This window comes from Dryocola sp. LX212 (assembly GCA_041504365.1).
Taxonomy (GTDB): domain Bacteria; phylum Pseudomonadota; class Gammaproteobacteria; order Enterobacterales; family Enterobacteriaceae; genus Dryocola.
Genome location: CP167917.1, coordinates 1,268,089 through 1,281,505, shown reverse-complemented (window position 1 = coordinate 1,281,505; position 13,417 = coordinate 1,268,089). Strand labels below are relative to the sequence as shown.

Sequence of the window (13,417 nt, the reverse complement as noted above, 5' to 3'; positions counted from 1 at the left end):
CGTTCCGATGGAATTCGCCCAATATAATTTAATCAACGTCCAAAAAGCTGACTTGAATAAAATAAATAATTAATGTAAATCACCTATTAAATATTATTTTTAAACGTTCTTTATTAATTATCTTTAAATTAAAATCATTCTGGCGCCTATAATTCCGGCCTTTCTCAGTTGCCTGGTCTGCTGAGGAAATCCCTACTTCAGAAGACACAAGGTCGCACCATGAAAATCCCTCTGCTCGTCTCCTCCGCTTTCCTGCTTGCCGTGGTATCCACTCAAGCGCTGGCAAAAACGGATAATGTAAACCCTAATCAGGCAAAGCAGGACGACGATCCGACCAAGGTTACCACTAAGGTTGGTATTTCCTGGGCGGATAACTATGAAATGAACGACAGCAATGTCACCCTCTCTGCATCTCTGGCGCTGGATGAAGCGCGCAAGCTGAATTTCCGCGTGAACACCGATGCAAGCGAGTGGCGCGTTGGCGGCTCGTGGCTGTTCCCCATTGGCATCATGAATTTTAATTTCGGTAAAAATGATTACCCGAACGGTGCCTCACAAACCAACTATTCCGTTGGGACGTTCCTGCCGTTAAGCTATTTCGGCATTGAGCCTGCAGGCTTCCAGATATTCCCGATGGCGGGCTATACCTACAATACGGGCGATCATCCGGGCTGTAAGAATGACGGCAAATGCGCGCAGCCTGACTTTAGCGGCGATCTGTCGCCGGAGAATGGTTTTGTTGAAATGGATACATCAGGCAGCAGCGGCTATCTCGGTGCGTTTGTTTTAAAACCCTTTACGCCGAAGCTGCGCATGCTGGCCTTCCTTGCCGGTTCCTACGGCTCTAAAAACGAAGATGGGGATAACTATAAAGGGTATTTTGGCGGCGTTGGCTTAGGGTATTCCTTTACGAAACATCAGTCGGTAAAGGGCTATACGTATGTGATGGATAATAATACTTATCTCGACGAAGCGGATAAGCGGGTGTTATTTACCTACACCTACCAGTTTTAATATTAAACCAGGTCGGATACGCCGAACGCTGATAAACAACGGTGGATAGCGCTTAGGGTACAAACCGGGCACATAGGTAACACTTTAAGACCGGCCACATGGGTAACAGTTATAAACGGTATAGCAGAGGAGACTCACTATGCCCTGGACTGAGACCCAACCCATGCAACGTCTTGATTTCATCCGTGCCTGCCAGACGGGCACGGAACCTTTCTCGGCCCTGTGCCGTCGTTTTGGTATCAGCCGCAAAACCGGCTACACGTGGCTGCAGCGATTTGACCCCGATGACCCGCCTCGCTCTTTTTATCATCCATCAGGCCGTTGACGAAGCCACGGTCGATTTTCAGACAGTCGAAAGGAAGCTGGTGCAGGTAAGAGAGGCTGGAATACCCGGAGCCGAAATCATCGATGGCTACAGAAATGCCCAGACGGCGCAGGTAATTAAGCGTCTCAATGACCCGGTTGCTGTCCTGAAGCAGGACGCTTTCGGTGGTCTCCAGGCAGATATTTTTGTTCATCAACCCGTTTTGCAGCACGCAGTTGAGCAGGTGGTCAGAGAAGTCAGACTGCTGGAACTGCACCGCGGAAACAATGATATGCAGTTTGAAGTCCTCCGGCGCGGCGCGCGCAATAAAAGCCGCAAGCTGGCGGCAGGCTTCTTCAATATTCCAGCGCCCCAGGTCGGTTATCATCCCAGTCCGCTCGGCAAGGCCGATGAATTTATCCGGAGGCACAAAGCCCAGCGAGGGTGAGTGCCAGCGGACCAGACACTCCCCTTCGGTGAAGGTGCGCGGGTTGTCGAGGCTGACAATTGGCTGCATCACCAGATGGAAACCATCGTTGTACAAATCCTCACGTAGCCCCTGGTGCATTTTGATGTTGTTAAGCTCGGTTTCGCGCATCTCCGGGGTGAAGAGCATGCACTCCCCGTTGGCCCCTGACCGCCCCTGCTGCAACGCCAGGCCAGCATTCATCATGCCGTTGGCGATCGTCACTTCGCTCAGCGTCGCTAATACCGCTCCGGCCTGGCCGGTATAGATATAGGTGCGGCCTTCGGCATCCTTGCGTTCACGGCTGTCCGGTGTTCCCAGGAAGAGCGAAGAGAGCTGGTCCCAGTAAGTATCGAGATCCTTGTGTTCGTTACACTCCGGAAAGACGACGATAATTAAGTCTTCTGAATAGCGGCAGAAAATGCTGCCGTCCGGAGAGAGCCGGACGATTTGATCGGCGAAGAACTTAATAAACTTCTGGGAGTGCGTGTGTCCCAGCGTGCTGCGCGTATCCCGGAAGTTGGTCACGCGTATCATCAGCATCAGGTTGCGATTGTGATAAAGCGTCGGCTCATTAAACAAGCTTGCCCGGGTTAACAGCCCCGTGGTGTTATCATATTCAATCCGCTTTTTCTATTCGCCAATTATCCAGAGCGTTTTTTCCGTGGTCTGCATAAACCAGGACTGCATCCCCTGCAGCTGCAAAACAAACACTACGCCAATCAGCACGGCGGCACAAATCGACACACTAAAAATAAGCATGTTGGCGAATGTGATGGGATATCTTTTTTGACTACCTTGCATTAAGGCACCTCCGGAAGACCTGTCGCATCGTCATCCTTCGTCGTGCCCGTCATCCCTTTATAATAAAACCTGTCGTTTTCGCAGCGCCAGTCGGCAAACATTCGCCCGCCATGCAGGACTGCCGCTCGTTTTTGCCGACGATAGGCTGCAGCACGAGATAAAGCTCGTTGCTGGCAATGGCCCCGCTCAGCGATTCATGCATATGAATATTGGCTAATTCCTTCTCCAGCATGTCGTCGCTGTAAAGCCGCGTTGTCGCGTTCCCAACTTTTTCGGCGTGGCGCAGGGCGATCCAGGCGTGCATCAGAATATCCGTGACCGTTTCGGGTTTAATATCCTGAAGCACCATGCCCGTGTTGCCGGTGAACAGGAAGTTACATTTTCCCGAGGTCTGTTCGGTAGTCACCGAAGAGAAAAGAGAATTCATTAGTTCCTGATACTTCAGGTAATCTCTGTCCTGGTTGATGCCCGGGAAAACAATAATAAATTTATCGAGGTTGTCGCGGGCAACAATAATATTGGTAGGCAGAATTTTTTCAGCCTTCAACAAAAACTCATTAATAAACGCATCGGCATACTTATGGCCGAGGGTGTTGATGATGGACTTCATATTAGGTTAGGTCGCCGTTTTCCGATACATCAACTTTAGCTTTTTTGCCGCTTTGAACGAGGGGATTTCCCCCGCTAAGCGACCCTGCGAATCTGCAAAAGCCTTTTACAGTAGGCAAACCATCAACCGTAAAGGATTAAACCGTGCTGAATATGAAAACCAAAATCTGTATTACGGCATTAGCTATGGGCGTCACAATGCAGGCCGCCGCGGCGCGCACCTTCAGCGACTGCACCACGTTGAAACTGGCGACCTGTCCTGCCCCACTCGATAAAAACCTGCCCGACGTGAAAGATATGCTGACCTGGGATCAGCAGCAGCGCGTGATTGGCTTCCGTAACGATTACCGCTCTTACCAAGGGGACGTTTTTAAAGCCGCGACGCCGTCGCCGATCCCCGTCGCGAAGCGCAACCTCTCCGCCGCGAGCTATCAGTATGAAGGTAAAACGTTCAGCCTTGAGGATTACCTCAGGCGCAATAACGTCACCGGCATGATGGTCATCAAAGATGGCAAAATTGCCTGGGATTACTACGGCCACGGCAATACCAGCACAACGCTGTGGACCTCCCGCTCCGTGGGCAAAGCCGTGGTCTCAACGCTGGTAGGCGCTGCGGTAAAAGACGGGAAAATTACCTCGCTGGATGACGAAATAGTGAAGTACAACCCGGATACCAGAGGCACCGCCTGGGAGCACGTCACGATTCGCCAGCTGATGCAGCACACTTCCGGCGTCAACTGGAATGAGGATTACACCAATCCGCAGTCAGATTTTGCGAAGCTGACCCAGTGCGAAGCAGGCGACGACGCCTACAGCTGCGTCAATAAGCTGGTCAACGATCCGCAGCGTCAAACCTGGGCCAAACCGGGCGAAGGCTGGTCGTACTCATCCGGCGGCGCATGGCTGCTGGGCGATACGCTGGAAAAAGCCACCGGCAAGTCCCTGGCGCAAAACCTGCAGGAGAAGATCTGGCAGCCGTACGGCATGGTGCATGACGGCGTCTGGCACAGCTATCAGCTGGGCAAACACAACGTAGGAGCCCACGGCTTCAACGCCACTCTCGAAGATTGGGGCAAGTTTGGTCTGTTCGTGATGAACAACGGCGTGCTGCCGGACGGCACCAAAACGCTGCCGGATAACTGGGTCAAAGACGCCCGCACCTGGAATAAGGCGAAAAATTCGGTCAGCGATGCCCATCCTGAAGGAATTTACGGCTATCAGTGGTGGAATAACAGCGTGGCAGCTAATGCCGGAGACGTGAGTCCGAAGCAGGGTCTGGACAGCCTTAACACCATGTGGGCGCTGGGAATTTTCGGCCAGATTATTGTGGTGAACCCAAAGCAGAAACTGGTCATCGTGCAGTGGTCTGCCTGGCCGAAGGCTGAGCCGTCATTCAGCGCACAGCCGCTGGAGGCGTCGCTGATGTTCAACGCCATCGCTAACACGCTGGCCAAATAACGAGCAACAGTGAAAAATACCAGTTTGCTCATTCGCAAGCTGGTATTTGAGCATTTTATACTTCAACTAAATATATCTTCGCCCGTTAGCTCTGTGGCAATAATCACGTTCCTGTACCATATTGTTTAGGTGGGAAAGATTCTGTTACTTATAACTAAAAACCTGAGGTTCATTATGAAGATAGCAAAAATGATTATTACAGCCCTGGCATTAACCACCGTTTCTTTCGGCGCAATTTCCGCCGAACTGCTGACCAAGGAAGCGCTGAAAGAGCATCCTGAGATGTACACTAAAGTAGGCACCATCGTGACCGACGGTGAAATGGCCCCAAGCGACGCTAAAGAAGAATTAGCGAAAAAAGCAGATGAAAAAGGCGGCGACTTCTTCGTTGTGACCTCTGCCGACACCGATCGTAAAATTCACGCGACCGCTGACGTTTATAAGAAAAAGTAAGACCTCATCCATCCAGATAGCAACGGGCAGCCTGCAAGCTGCCCGTTTTTTTATAGCTATTGCTGTAGATCCTCCCCCTCTGTCGTGCTGATTAAGCGGTGGATGGCGCAGGCTTATCCACTCTACGCTCAATTTTTGTAGGGCGGGTAAGCGCTTAATGACACCCGCCGGAAGTTGATTCAGAGAAAATGATTTCACTCCCCGGCAATTCATTGCAAAAACATTCAAACATCATTATTAGCCTGTAAATCATTTCCATTTCATTAAGCATTAAACGCAGGCCATTAAAATAAAAGCATTTTATCTGGCAAAGATGTCACAAAGTCACGTTCCTTTACCGTTAGAAGGACCTTTGCCGTTTTCATTACGTTAACCTTAATAAGCCACAGCGAGATCAATCCCTTATTGATCCTGAAACTTGTTATGCAATGCAGGTAAACAAAATGAAAACATTAATCATAGTTCTGTTAGCCGGTGCAATTTGCACGCCTTTATTCGCTACCGCAGCCGACGCCTCCGTTCCATGGGCGGACAACAGCGGCGGGACTGAAACGCAGCACATTGCCGCTATGGGTGAAAACCTGAACTATCAGCACCAGGCCATCACCAAAACCCCCGAAGGCGTCTGGGCAGATAACAGCGGATCGATCAAAGCCGACGAACAGTCTTTATTGAGCCACAAACCTGAGGTTGTCGGCACTCCGGGCCTGATGCCTCATCAGGGATAATTCCCGTGTAGTCTGCCCTCTTCCCACGGGGAGAGGGCAGACTACGGGTTATCCTTTCGCTAAAAACACTTCCACTCCAAATGCCGGAAGCGAATACTGATGCCCCTTCAACCCGCCGACGTTCAGCAGCGGTTCAAGAGCACGGTTCTCTTCTGCCAGCTCGAGCGTCATCGCGCTATCGCTATAGTTCCGCATGAAAATAAATGTATTTCCGTCATTCTGTCTTACCGTAGCGACCGCGCCTTTCGGGATCCTCATTGAGGCACAGCCAGCAATTCCATGCTTATCCCCAATCTGTCGGTAGAAATCCTGCTGATAGACGCCAAGCACCAGTGCGGTTTCAGCATGAATCAGATCGCAAAGCTCAAGGCAGGCATATTCACGGCCCGACTGCTCCCAGCCTTCCCCCGTAAGGGCGATTTGATTTGTTTCACCGTCGTACAGGCTGTCGATCTCTTCGGACCAGATACCCAGCACTTCACGCAGTGGGCCGGGAAAGCCGCCGGTGTAACAGAGGTCATCTTCGTTCACGATCCCCGACCAGTAGGTGGCAATAAAGATGCCGCCCGCGGCAACAAACTCGTTCCCTCGTGCGGCAAACTCTTCGTTCACCATGGAAATCAACTGGACGCTTAAAGCGTCAGGATGACCTGAATAGAACCAAGCTGATCAATAAAAGTTTTTTCAATGTAATCATGACATGTTTTTTAGTGCTATGAGATGTCAACTAACTCACCCAGGCCTGGTGGGGGTGAAGCTGCAAAATGCGACATATTACAAAACGAGCGGTTAGTAGTCCTAATCATCAAAATCAAAACATAGTTGCGGCCAGCATGTTGCTGAAGGGGTTTAATGTGAGTAGACCCGACTTCCGCCGCACTGATCCGAAAAGATGCTTAAAGATTCATGGTTTTATCGATTTTGTGAGGTCTGACCGTTGATTTCTAATAAATTGGGGCAACATTTTACATTTTACTGTATATAAACACAGTGCGCACATGTAAGAACGACTATTAACAGTCAGGCCGTACCTCAGGAAGGATCTGAGTTGTGAACCTCAGATTTTAAGGACCAAAGAACACAAGGAGCAATATATGCCTGGATTTAATTATGGTGGTTATGGTGATGGAACTAACTGGAGCTCTGAAAGGGGTAGCGTGCCACCTGGGGGAGGGGCATCCGGAAACTCTGGTAATCGTGGCGGCAGCAGCAACTCGAGTACAGGAAGTAATGCTATGCAGAGACAGATTAATACTATAAAAAAAACGCTGGCAATCCGTCAGAAGCTTGCGGATATGATTCAAGCCGCACGTAAGATTAATCCCTATGCGAAATTGACAATCCAGGACGTGTCGAAAAAAGGGGTTATGTCAATATCAGTAACTGAACTGAATGCGGACCAGGCAAAAGCTATTGGCCTGAGCGGATTGATTATGGGTCTTGATGCTTCGGGTGTGAAACTGGCGATAGGAGATTTTGCAACCGGAGTCTATCGCAGCACTACAGATCCATCTGGCCATCATTCTACCCCCCTGCTCCGGTAGAAATTGTGACTAAAGACAGCACCGATTTATTTACCTATGATCCAAAATCCGGAACATATAGATCAATGAAAAATTTTGCTAATGCAGGCACAATTCAAAGCCTCAAAATCACGGGGCCTTATACATACAGACTGTATCTTGATTTGTTCAACAATAAGGCTATTGATATCACCATAAATAATGGTGACCCCAATAACATTGCGGTGAAATTAAACAACTGGAAGGGGCCCAAAGATAATACCACAGGCGGCATAAAGAAATTAATAAAAGAATTTATTGATTTTAAACAAACAGAAGAAAAGAACTTCTTATCTCAAGCTAGTGATGCTATTATTTCGGTCGGAGGCGAGGTCAGTAAAGTGCTTGGTGATAAATACAAAAACTTGGCAAATGAAATTACTGCTGATATTAAAAATTTCCAGGGAAAGAAAATCAGGGATATTAATTCTGCAATGGTTACCTTAAATAAGGTATTGTCTAATCCGAAAATGAAAACAACTGCCGGTGATAAGACCGCACTGAAGAATGCCTGGGTTCACCTGAATGCTAAGGATATGGCTTACAAGTACGGTTTTCTCGGTAAAGCCTTTTCCTCAGTTGATATCATAATGAAGGTAGAGAAAATCAGACAAAAGTCCCGGGTGGCTATTGATACAGGTGACTGGAATCCTGTATTGCTCGAAGTGGAGTCTTGGGTACTGAGTGGTATAGCCACAGGGCTAGCATTGAGCATTCTTGTATCACTTTCCATGTTCCTCGCCACAACACTTGGCCTGTCTGCAATGGCGGTCACTGTCCTGGGGATAATTGGGATTGCGCTGGCGGTATCGTTTATTGATGACAAACTTGCTGACAAGATTAACAAATGGCTCATTGCTCCCGCTTATTAATTGAAAAGCAGGTGGTTATCCACCTGCTTCTTAAATGTTTTAATCAAAGTAAGCATTGTAATTAAAATAACCCTCTACTCTTTTGAATAAATAATTTAAAAGCAGCCACAACAATAACCAAATAATAAACAGTGGAAATATAGCAGATAGAATATACTGTTGCAAATAAAGTGAAAAGTAAGCGGTCATTTTTTGACATTAATTTGTACAGTTTTCCGGACTCAGTAATTTCTGCCGAATTAAGCAATAACATGTACATTATCGGCAGATACAATATTGAGAACAGCACAAGCCCCTTAATCATCTTAACGATTGTCTGCTCTCCATTTATTTCGATATATTTATAAGAAAATATAAATGATACTCCTCCCCATCACGGAGCTGTTTTACACCAGGCATTCATAACCGTACTAAGCAGTGGGTTATTTGCAGAATGAAGTACGGGCAAACTATTTGTCGCTTCAGACAGGTAATTCAGTAACGGAGAATCCGGGTTGCTTGAGTAAATCACAAACATAATAATTAATGGTATTACGGTTATAATCCATATAACAAACATTATTTTTGCCATGACGCTATTGTTGGGCTTTTTATTGTTTTCAGTAGTTCGCATAGCTTTCTCCTGACTCAAAGGGACTCCTTGCTTTCGAGAGCGTTCATAATTCTATGTCACGTTAAAAGATCATTACAACGTATTCACTTTATCCAAACGGCCTTCAAAATAAATCGCCAGCTGTGACAACGTCAAATTCCAGCTTTGTAATGGCATTGTCCATTTTTCCTGCGCATTCATTAACCCCAGATAAAGTAGCTTCAACTGACTGTATTCATTAAGGAATGCTTGCGTTGGCCACGAAGTGGTTCGGCACCAAGTGCCGAATAAACGAATCGCGAACGACCCTGCATGTTGGGTAAAAACAGGAGTTTACCGCTTCAGCGGCGATTTATTTGCCGGGCGCCGGGGTCGTCAGGGGGATGGCGTAATCCCCATGACACGTTCACCGTTAACAACGGCTACAGAGATACACAGACGTTAAGGTGAACGGAATGGCAACGGAGATATCAGAGTTCACTCTGACTGATTGCCAGAGTGAGTTGTGCCTAAGAGACAGCTTTATGGGAGAGGGAAAAACCACGGCGTCATCCGACATAACAGTTAAACGCCCACGCTTCCCCAGACCATCTCACCCTTATGGAAAGTGGCGGTACGCGGTGAAATGCGCGCGACGGCTTCTGCGGAGCAGGATGCGTCCACCAGCACGAAGCTTGCGTCGTCCTCAGCCTTCGGCCACACCCGCTCGCCGCTGTCGTTAAGCGGCAGGATGTTACCGGTGGCAATCGCCAGCGATCGCGACAACGACAGCTCGCTCGGGCGGACGTAGAGCTGGGCGTAGAGGTTCGCCTTCTCCAGCATGTCCCCCAGACCGTACGGCGACCAGTGGTCGATCACGCTGTCGGTGCCCGTCATCACAAACACGCCTTTCTCCTGAAGCTGCTTTAAGGGCATATGCATCGTGCCGATAGGAACGGTTGAGGCGAGGGTTATCTGCTGGGCCGCCATGCGCGTGCCGATGGCTTCAACTTCCTGCTCGTTCATCATCGCCAGCGCAAAACCGTGGCTGATGGTCAGCTTGCCCTTAAGCTGCGGGGTTTTCTCTACCGTTTCAACCATATACTTCACCGCTGCGATGCCCGCCGGGCTGGTTTCATGCAGGTGGATGTCCATGCCTTTATTGTAATCCAGCGCTATCTGGAACATGGCGTCGAGGGATTTTTCCATCGCGCCGTCAACGTTCGTCGGATCAAGGCCGCCCACGTAGTGCGCTCCGGCCTGCATCGCGTCGCGCATCAGCGCCACGGAGCTGGAGTGCAGCAGACCGTGCTGCGGGAAGGCGACGATTTCACAGCTGAAGCCGGAGTTACGCTGCTCCAGCACCGCCTGTAGGTCTTCCAGATTCTTAAGCCCTGACACTGGCTCCACGTTGCAGTGGCTGCGGGCGATGGTCGAGCCTTTCGACTGAATCAGGTCGATGAGCTTCCCGGCGCGCTCCCGGGTATAGGGCTGCAGCTCCGGCAGCAGCTTTTGCTCCAGGGCAATCATGTCCATGATGGTCGTACCCTGCGGGCGGTTGTGGACGCGCCACGGGCCGCCGTAGAAGGTTTTATCCAGATGGATATGCATATCGCGCATAGCGGGCAGCAGCAGCTTGCTTCCGGCATCGTAATGGGCAAGCGTGGCGTCCGGGTGCTGCCTGTTTGCGAGCAGCGCCGCAATTTTGCCGTCTTTAATTTCCAGCGTTTTCAGCTCGGTTTTGGTTGCCACCACGGTTTCCCCGTCGCGCGCAAAGCCCGCCTCCAGCAGTACGTTGTCCAGATAGTAATGCTTCTCTTTGATGGCGCTCATGGCGTTGGCTGGCTCACAGGCTGCTGATGCAGGTTTAGCAGCATATGCCATCGACCCCGTTGCGCCCAGAATCGCGCAGGCCGCCGCCATCTTGCCGCCGCCGCTTAAAAAGTCACGGCGGCTTTTGTCTGTTATGTTCATTGAGTTCTCCCACTCTTAATTAACAATATGCGTGCCGGTCTCGCCGCGCAGGGCTTCCGGTAATTTTTCTGGCGTGGTGATAATCACGCGCCTGCCGCCGTGGCGCAGGAACGCGAGGCTGGCGGTAATTTTCGGCAGCATGCTGCCCGGCGGGAAGTGGCCTTCGGCGCTGTAGCGCGCCATTTCCGCTACCGTGACCTCATTCAGTTCGCGCTGCTCCGGCTTGCCGAAGTGGACGCATACTTTCTCCACGCCGGTGGTGATAATCAGAATGTCCGCGCTGACTTCGCGGGCCAACAGCGCGGTGGAGAGATCTTTGTCGATAACCGCGTCAACGCTCCGGTAGTCGCCCTGCACGCTGCGGATCACCGGGATGCCGCCGCCGCCCGCGCCGATCACCACAAAGCCCTGTTTGATTAAGGCGCTAATAGCATCGGCTTCGACAATCCGCTGGGGTTCAGGGGAAGCCACAACGCGGCGATAGCCGCGCCCGGAGTCCTCCACAAAATGCCAGTCCGGGTGGACAACTTTTAGCGCTTCGCACTGATCTGCACTGAAAAATGCGCCGATTGGCTTGCTGGGGTTAGCAAAGTTCGGGTCGTTTGCATCCACCTCAACCTGGGTGATCACGGTTACCGCTTTTTTCCCGCCGCTGCGCCCCAGCCGGTTGTTGAGCGCCTGCTGGATGAGATAGCCAATGCCGCCCTGGGTATCCGCCACGCAGTTTGCCAGCGGCGTCAGCGGCAGCCCCTCCCGTTCATGGGCGATTTCCGCTCGCCTGAGATCCAGCCCCACCTGCGGACCGTTGCCGTGGGTCAGCACGATGTCGTAGTCCGAGGCGAGCATCGCCAGCACGGACTCCGCCACCTCACTCACCGCTGCCTGCTGATGCTCTACCGACTGGCTGGCGTTATCCTTGATGATGCTGTTACCGCCGATTGCTACCACCACGAGTTGTTTCATTATTTTATCCTTGTAGGGCAAGGTCGGTGGATGGTGCTAACGCTTATCCACCCTACAAAACCGTAGGGCGGATAAGCACAGCGTCATCCGCCATTTTATTTAAACGGGAGCCACAACCTCATCCGCCGCTTCGCGGCGATCCAGCACGTGCTTAACCACAAACATGCCGCCCATCATCAGGTACGCGGTGACGAACATCAGCGAGCCTGGCGGAGCGAAACCGACCGCCGGGGAATGGATCACGCCGAACAGAGCAAGCAGCGCACCTACTGCGGCAGCGATGGCCCCCCTTAGCGGCTTGTTGATAATCGCGAAGATCGCCACGCAGCCCCACAACATACTCGCCAGCGGCGCGCCGTTGCCCAGATGCACCAGCCCCTGGTAAAACACGCCTTTGGCCGCCAGCGCTTCCGGGCCGATTTTGGCCGCAGAGGTACCCGCCGCCGCCATCACGCTGTTGACCATGGTCAGCGCCCAGTTGGCTATCCACGGGAACAGGCAGATGAAGATCACCGGCACCTCAACTTTTGGCGTTTCCCGCACCACCTGGTTGGCGGTCACTACGCCGATAAACACCAGAATCGGCACGATGGCGGTCATCGGAATAATGGCGAGCATGAACGCCCCCAGCCCGAACAGCGGCACGATAAACATCGTTACCCCGGAGGCGAGCGTGTAGCCAATGCTCGCACCCATCGCCTTCCAGCCCGCGTGGCCGACGTAGACCGTCACCGGGAACGGGTTGCCCATCAGGCAGCCCAGCGTGGAGGCCAGCCCGTTGGTGAGCATCACCTTGCGGGTGTTGTACTCGTCCCCCGCCGCGTGGGCGCTTTCGATATTTTCCAGGTCGAAGATGTAGTTAGCCAGCCCCAGCGGCACCGCCGAAGCCAGGTAAGGCAGCGCGTGCGGCAGCCCCTGCAGGAAGCTGTCGACGTGGATTTTTGGCGGGTTAAAGCCGAACGAAGACATCGATGCTTTGATAGCCTCCGGGCTTTGCAGGCCGGAGATCCACGCCAGCACCGTGCCCGTAACTAGCAGCAACAGGCCGGTCGGGATGCGGGCGAAGATTGGCTTCTTGCCGAACCAGTTAATGAAAATGAGCAGCAGCACGATAAACGACACGGTCGGCGCTTCGAACGCCTGCAGCATCGGGTTCATCGCCAGCAGCAGCAGGCCCAGACCCGACAGGCAGGAGAGCAGCACGGTGCGCGGGATCATCCTGCGGATGGTTTCCCCCAGGAACGAGCCGCCCACCAGAATCATCGCCTCAACGAAGCACCACACCAGGCCAATCTGGATGGCAAATTCGGCGTCGCCGGTCTGCTGATAGACCGGCATCAGCACCAGGAAAGTCACGGTAAAAATGGAGGGAGCGCTTGGCCCGGAAGGCAGCGCGGTCACGTCCGATCGCCCCGTCTCCTTCGCCATTTGCAGCCCAAACCAGGCATAACACACGCTTGCAACTAATACCGCCAGTCCGAAAGCTGGCGCAATACGTCCGTACACTATCTCGGTCGGGATACCCACCACGAAGATGAGCAGCCCCATCATGGTTAGCAGGTTGGTCAGGTTGTTGGTCATCAGCCCGAAGTAGGCCGCCCAGTCACCTCTTTTCCACTCCAGTTTTACGCTTTTCATG

The 13,417-nt window shown here is 51.7% G+C and carries 14 protein-coding genes and 2 pseudogenes; 7 read left to right on the top strand and 9 right to left on the bottom strand.

Annotated elements, in window-relative coordinates; all coding sequences use genetic code 11:
• Positions 1-219 precede the first annotated feature (219 nt).
• Both ACA108_06040 and ACA108_06035 read left to right on the top strand, forming a co-directional pair.
• Positions 220-1,014, top strand: a complete 795-nt coding sequence (locus ACA108_06040) for a hypothetical protein (GenBank protein ID XEX97082.1) — start codon at positions 220-222, stop codon at positions 1,012-1,014.
• Positions 1,015-1,153: 139 nt separating this feature from the next.
• Complete coding sequence (locus ACA108_06035; GenBank protein ID XEX97081.1) at positions 1,154-1,339, top strand: helix-turn-helix domain-containing protein; 186 nt, start codon at positions 1,154-1,156, stop codon at positions 1,337-1,339.
• Here the strand turns inward: ACA108_06035 and ACA108_06030 are convergent.
• From ACA108_06030 to ACA108_06020, 3 genes are read right to left on the bottom strand one after another with little or no spacing between them, the layout of a single operon-like run.
• Positions 1,254-2,366 (bottom strand): EAL domain-containing protein, encoded by a 1,113-nt coding sequence (locus ACA108_06030; protein XEX97080.1) that lies wholly within the window; start codon positions 2,364-2,366, stop codon positions 1,254-1,256. The two genes, ACA108_06035 and ACA108_06030, sit on opposite strands and share 86 nt — an antisense overlap.
• Before the next feature lie 51 nt (positions 2,367-2,417).
• Positions 2,418-2,588, bottom strand: a complete 171-nt coding sequence (locus ACA108_06025) for a hypothetical protein (protein XEX97079.1) — start codon at positions 2,586-2,588, stop codon at positions 2,418-2,420.
• Between the two features lie 49 nt (positions 2,589-2,637).
• Positions 2,638-3,198 carry a diguanylate cyclase domain-containing protein gene (locus tag ACA108_06020; GenBank protein XEX97078.1) on the bottom strand — a complete coding sequence of 187 codons (561 nt, stop codon included), beginning with the start codon at positions 3,196-3,198 and terminating at the stop codon, positions 2,638-2,640.
• A 152-nt stretch (positions 3,199-3,350) separates the two neighbouring features.
• Between ACA108_06020 and ACA108_06015 the strand changes: the two genes are divergently transcribed.
• From ACA108_06015 to ACA108_06005, 3 genes are all read left to right on the top strand, one after another.
• Positions 3,351-4,655, top strand: a complete 1,305-nt coding sequence (locus ACA108_06015; GenBank protein ID XEX98033.1) for a serine hydrolase domain-containing protein — start codon at positions 3,351-3,353, stop codon at positions 4,653-4,655.
• Between the two features lie 174 nt (positions 4,656-4,829).
• Entirely contained in the window at positions 4,830-5,108 is a 279-nt protein-coding gene (yahO, locus tag ACA108_06010) for a DUF1471 family periplasmic protein YahO (protein XEX97077.1), read from the top strand.
• A gap of 443 nt (positions 5,109-5,551) precedes the next feature.
• Positions 5,552-5,836 (top strand): hypothetical protein, encoded by a 285-nt coding sequence (locus ACA108_06005; GenBank protein ID XEX97076.1) that lies wholly within the window; start codon positions 5,552-5,554, stop codon positions 5,834-5,836.
• Between the two features lie 48 nt (positions 5,837-5,884).
• Here ACA108_06005 and ACA108_06000 read toward each other — a convergent pair whose 3' ends face one another.
• Positions 5,885-6,451 carry a beta-galactosidase trimerization domain-containing protein gene (locus ACA108_06000; GenBank protein XEX97075.1) on the bottom strand — a complete coding sequence of 189 codons (567 nt, stop codon included), beginning with the start codon at positions 6,449-6,451 and terminating at the stop codon, positions 5,885-5,887.
• Between the two features lie 479 nt (positions 6,452-6,930).
• On the opposite strand from ACA108_06000, the gene ACA108_05995 reads away from it, so the two are divergent.
• Together ACA108_05995 and ACA108_05990 are read left to right on the top strand one after the other, a co-directional pair.
• Entirely contained in the window at positions 6,931-7,380 is a 450-nt protein-coding gene (locus tag ACA108_05995) for a hypothetical protein (GenBank protein XEX97074.1), read from the top strand.
• 5 nt (positions 7,381-7,385) lie between these two features.
• On the top strand, positions 7,386-8,270 hold the full coding sequence (locus ACA108_05990; protein ID XEX97073.1) for a colicin-like pore-forming protein: 885 nt from the start codon (positions 7,386-7,388) through the stop codon (positions 8,268-8,270).
• 61 nt (positions 8,271-8,331) lie between these two features.
• On the opposite strand, the pseudogene cui reads toward ACA108_05990, so the two are convergent.
• The 5 genes and pseudogenes from cui to ACA108_05965 all read right to left on the bottom strand — a co-directional run bounded on the left by cui (position 8,332) and on the right by ACA108_05965 (position 13,416).
• Positions 8,332-8,787 (bottom strand): annotated as a pseudogene (gene cui, locus ACA108_05985) (colicin immunity protein Cui).
• A 168-nt stretch (positions 8,788-8,955) separates the two neighbouring features.
• Positions 8,956-9,111 (bottom strand): annotated as a pseudogene (locus ACA108_05980) (IS256 family transposase).
• Between the two features lie 315 nt (positions 9,112-9,426).
• The gene (locus ACA108_05975) at positions 9,427-10,815 is read right to left on the bottom strand and encodes an amidohydrolase family protein (GenBank protein XEX97072.1); all 1,389 of its coding nucleotides are present in this window, start codon (positions 10,813-10,815) and stop codon (positions 9,427-9,429) included.
• A gap of 15 nt (positions 10,816-10,830) precedes the next feature.
• Entirely contained in the window at positions 10,831-11,778 is a 948-nt protein-coding gene (locus ACA108_05970; GenBank protein ID XEX97071.1) for a carbamate kinase family protein, read from the bottom strand.
• 99 nt (positions 11,779-11,877) lie between these two features.
• Complete coding sequence (locus tag ACA108_05965; protein XEX97070.1) at positions 11,878-13,416, bottom strand: xanthine permease; 1,539 nt, start codon at positions 13,414-13,416, stop codon at positions 11,878-11,880.
• Position 13,417: the final 1 nt, after the last annotated feature.

What these genes read in the sequence shown, in the direction of transcription:
- ACA108_06040 (XEX97082.1), top strand. Translation starts at nt 220, where the DNA reads ATGAAAATCCCTCTGCTCGTCTCCTCCGCTTTCCTGCTTGCCGTGGTA.
- ACA108_06035 (XEX97081.1), top strand. Translation starts at nt 1,154, where the DNA reads ATGCCCTGGACTGAGACCCAACCCATGCAACGTCTTGATTTCATCCGT.
- ACA108_06025 (XEX97079.1), bottom strand. Translation starts at nt 2,588, where the DNA reads ATGCAAGGTAGTCAAAAAAGATATCCCATCACATTCGCCAACATGCTT.
- ACA108_06020 (XEX97078.1), bottom strand. Translation starts at nt 3,198, where the DNA reads ATGAAGTCCATCATCAACACCCTCGGCCATAAGTATGCCGATGCGTTT.
- ACA108_06015 (XEX98033.1), top strand. Translation starts at nt 3,351, where the DNA reads ATGAAAACCAAAATCTGTATTACGGCATTAGCTATGGGCGTCACAATG.
- yahO (XEX97077.1), top strand. Translation starts at nt 4,830, where the DNA reads ATGAAGATAGCAAAAATGATTATTACAGCCCTGGCATTAACCACCGTT.
- ACA108_06005 (XEX97076.1), top strand. Translation starts at nt 5,552, where the DNA reads ATGAAAACATTAATCATAGTTCTGTTAGCCGGTGCAATTTGCACGCCT.
- ACA108_06000 (XEX97075.1), bottom strand. Translation starts at nt 6,451, where the DNA reads ATGGTGAACGAAGAGTTTGCCGCACGAGGGAACGAGTTTGTTGCCGCG.
- ACA108_05995 (XEX97074.1), top strand. Translation starts at nt 6,931, where the DNA reads ATGCCTGGATTTAATTATGGTGGTTATGGTGATGGAACTAACTGGAGC.
- ACA108_05975 (XEX97072.1), bottom strand. Translation starts at nt 10,815, where the DNA reads ATGAACATAACAGACAAAAGCCGCCGTGACTTTTTAAGCGGCGGCGGC.
- ACA108_05970 (XEX97071.1), bottom strand. Translation starts at nt 11,778, where the DNA reads ATGAAACAACTCGTGGTGGTAGCAATCGGCGGTAACAGCATCATCAAG.
- ACA108_05965 (XEX97070.1), bottom strand. Translation starts at nt 13,416, where the DNA reads ATGAAAAGCGTAAAACTGGAGTGGAAAAGAGGTGACTGGGCGGCCTAC.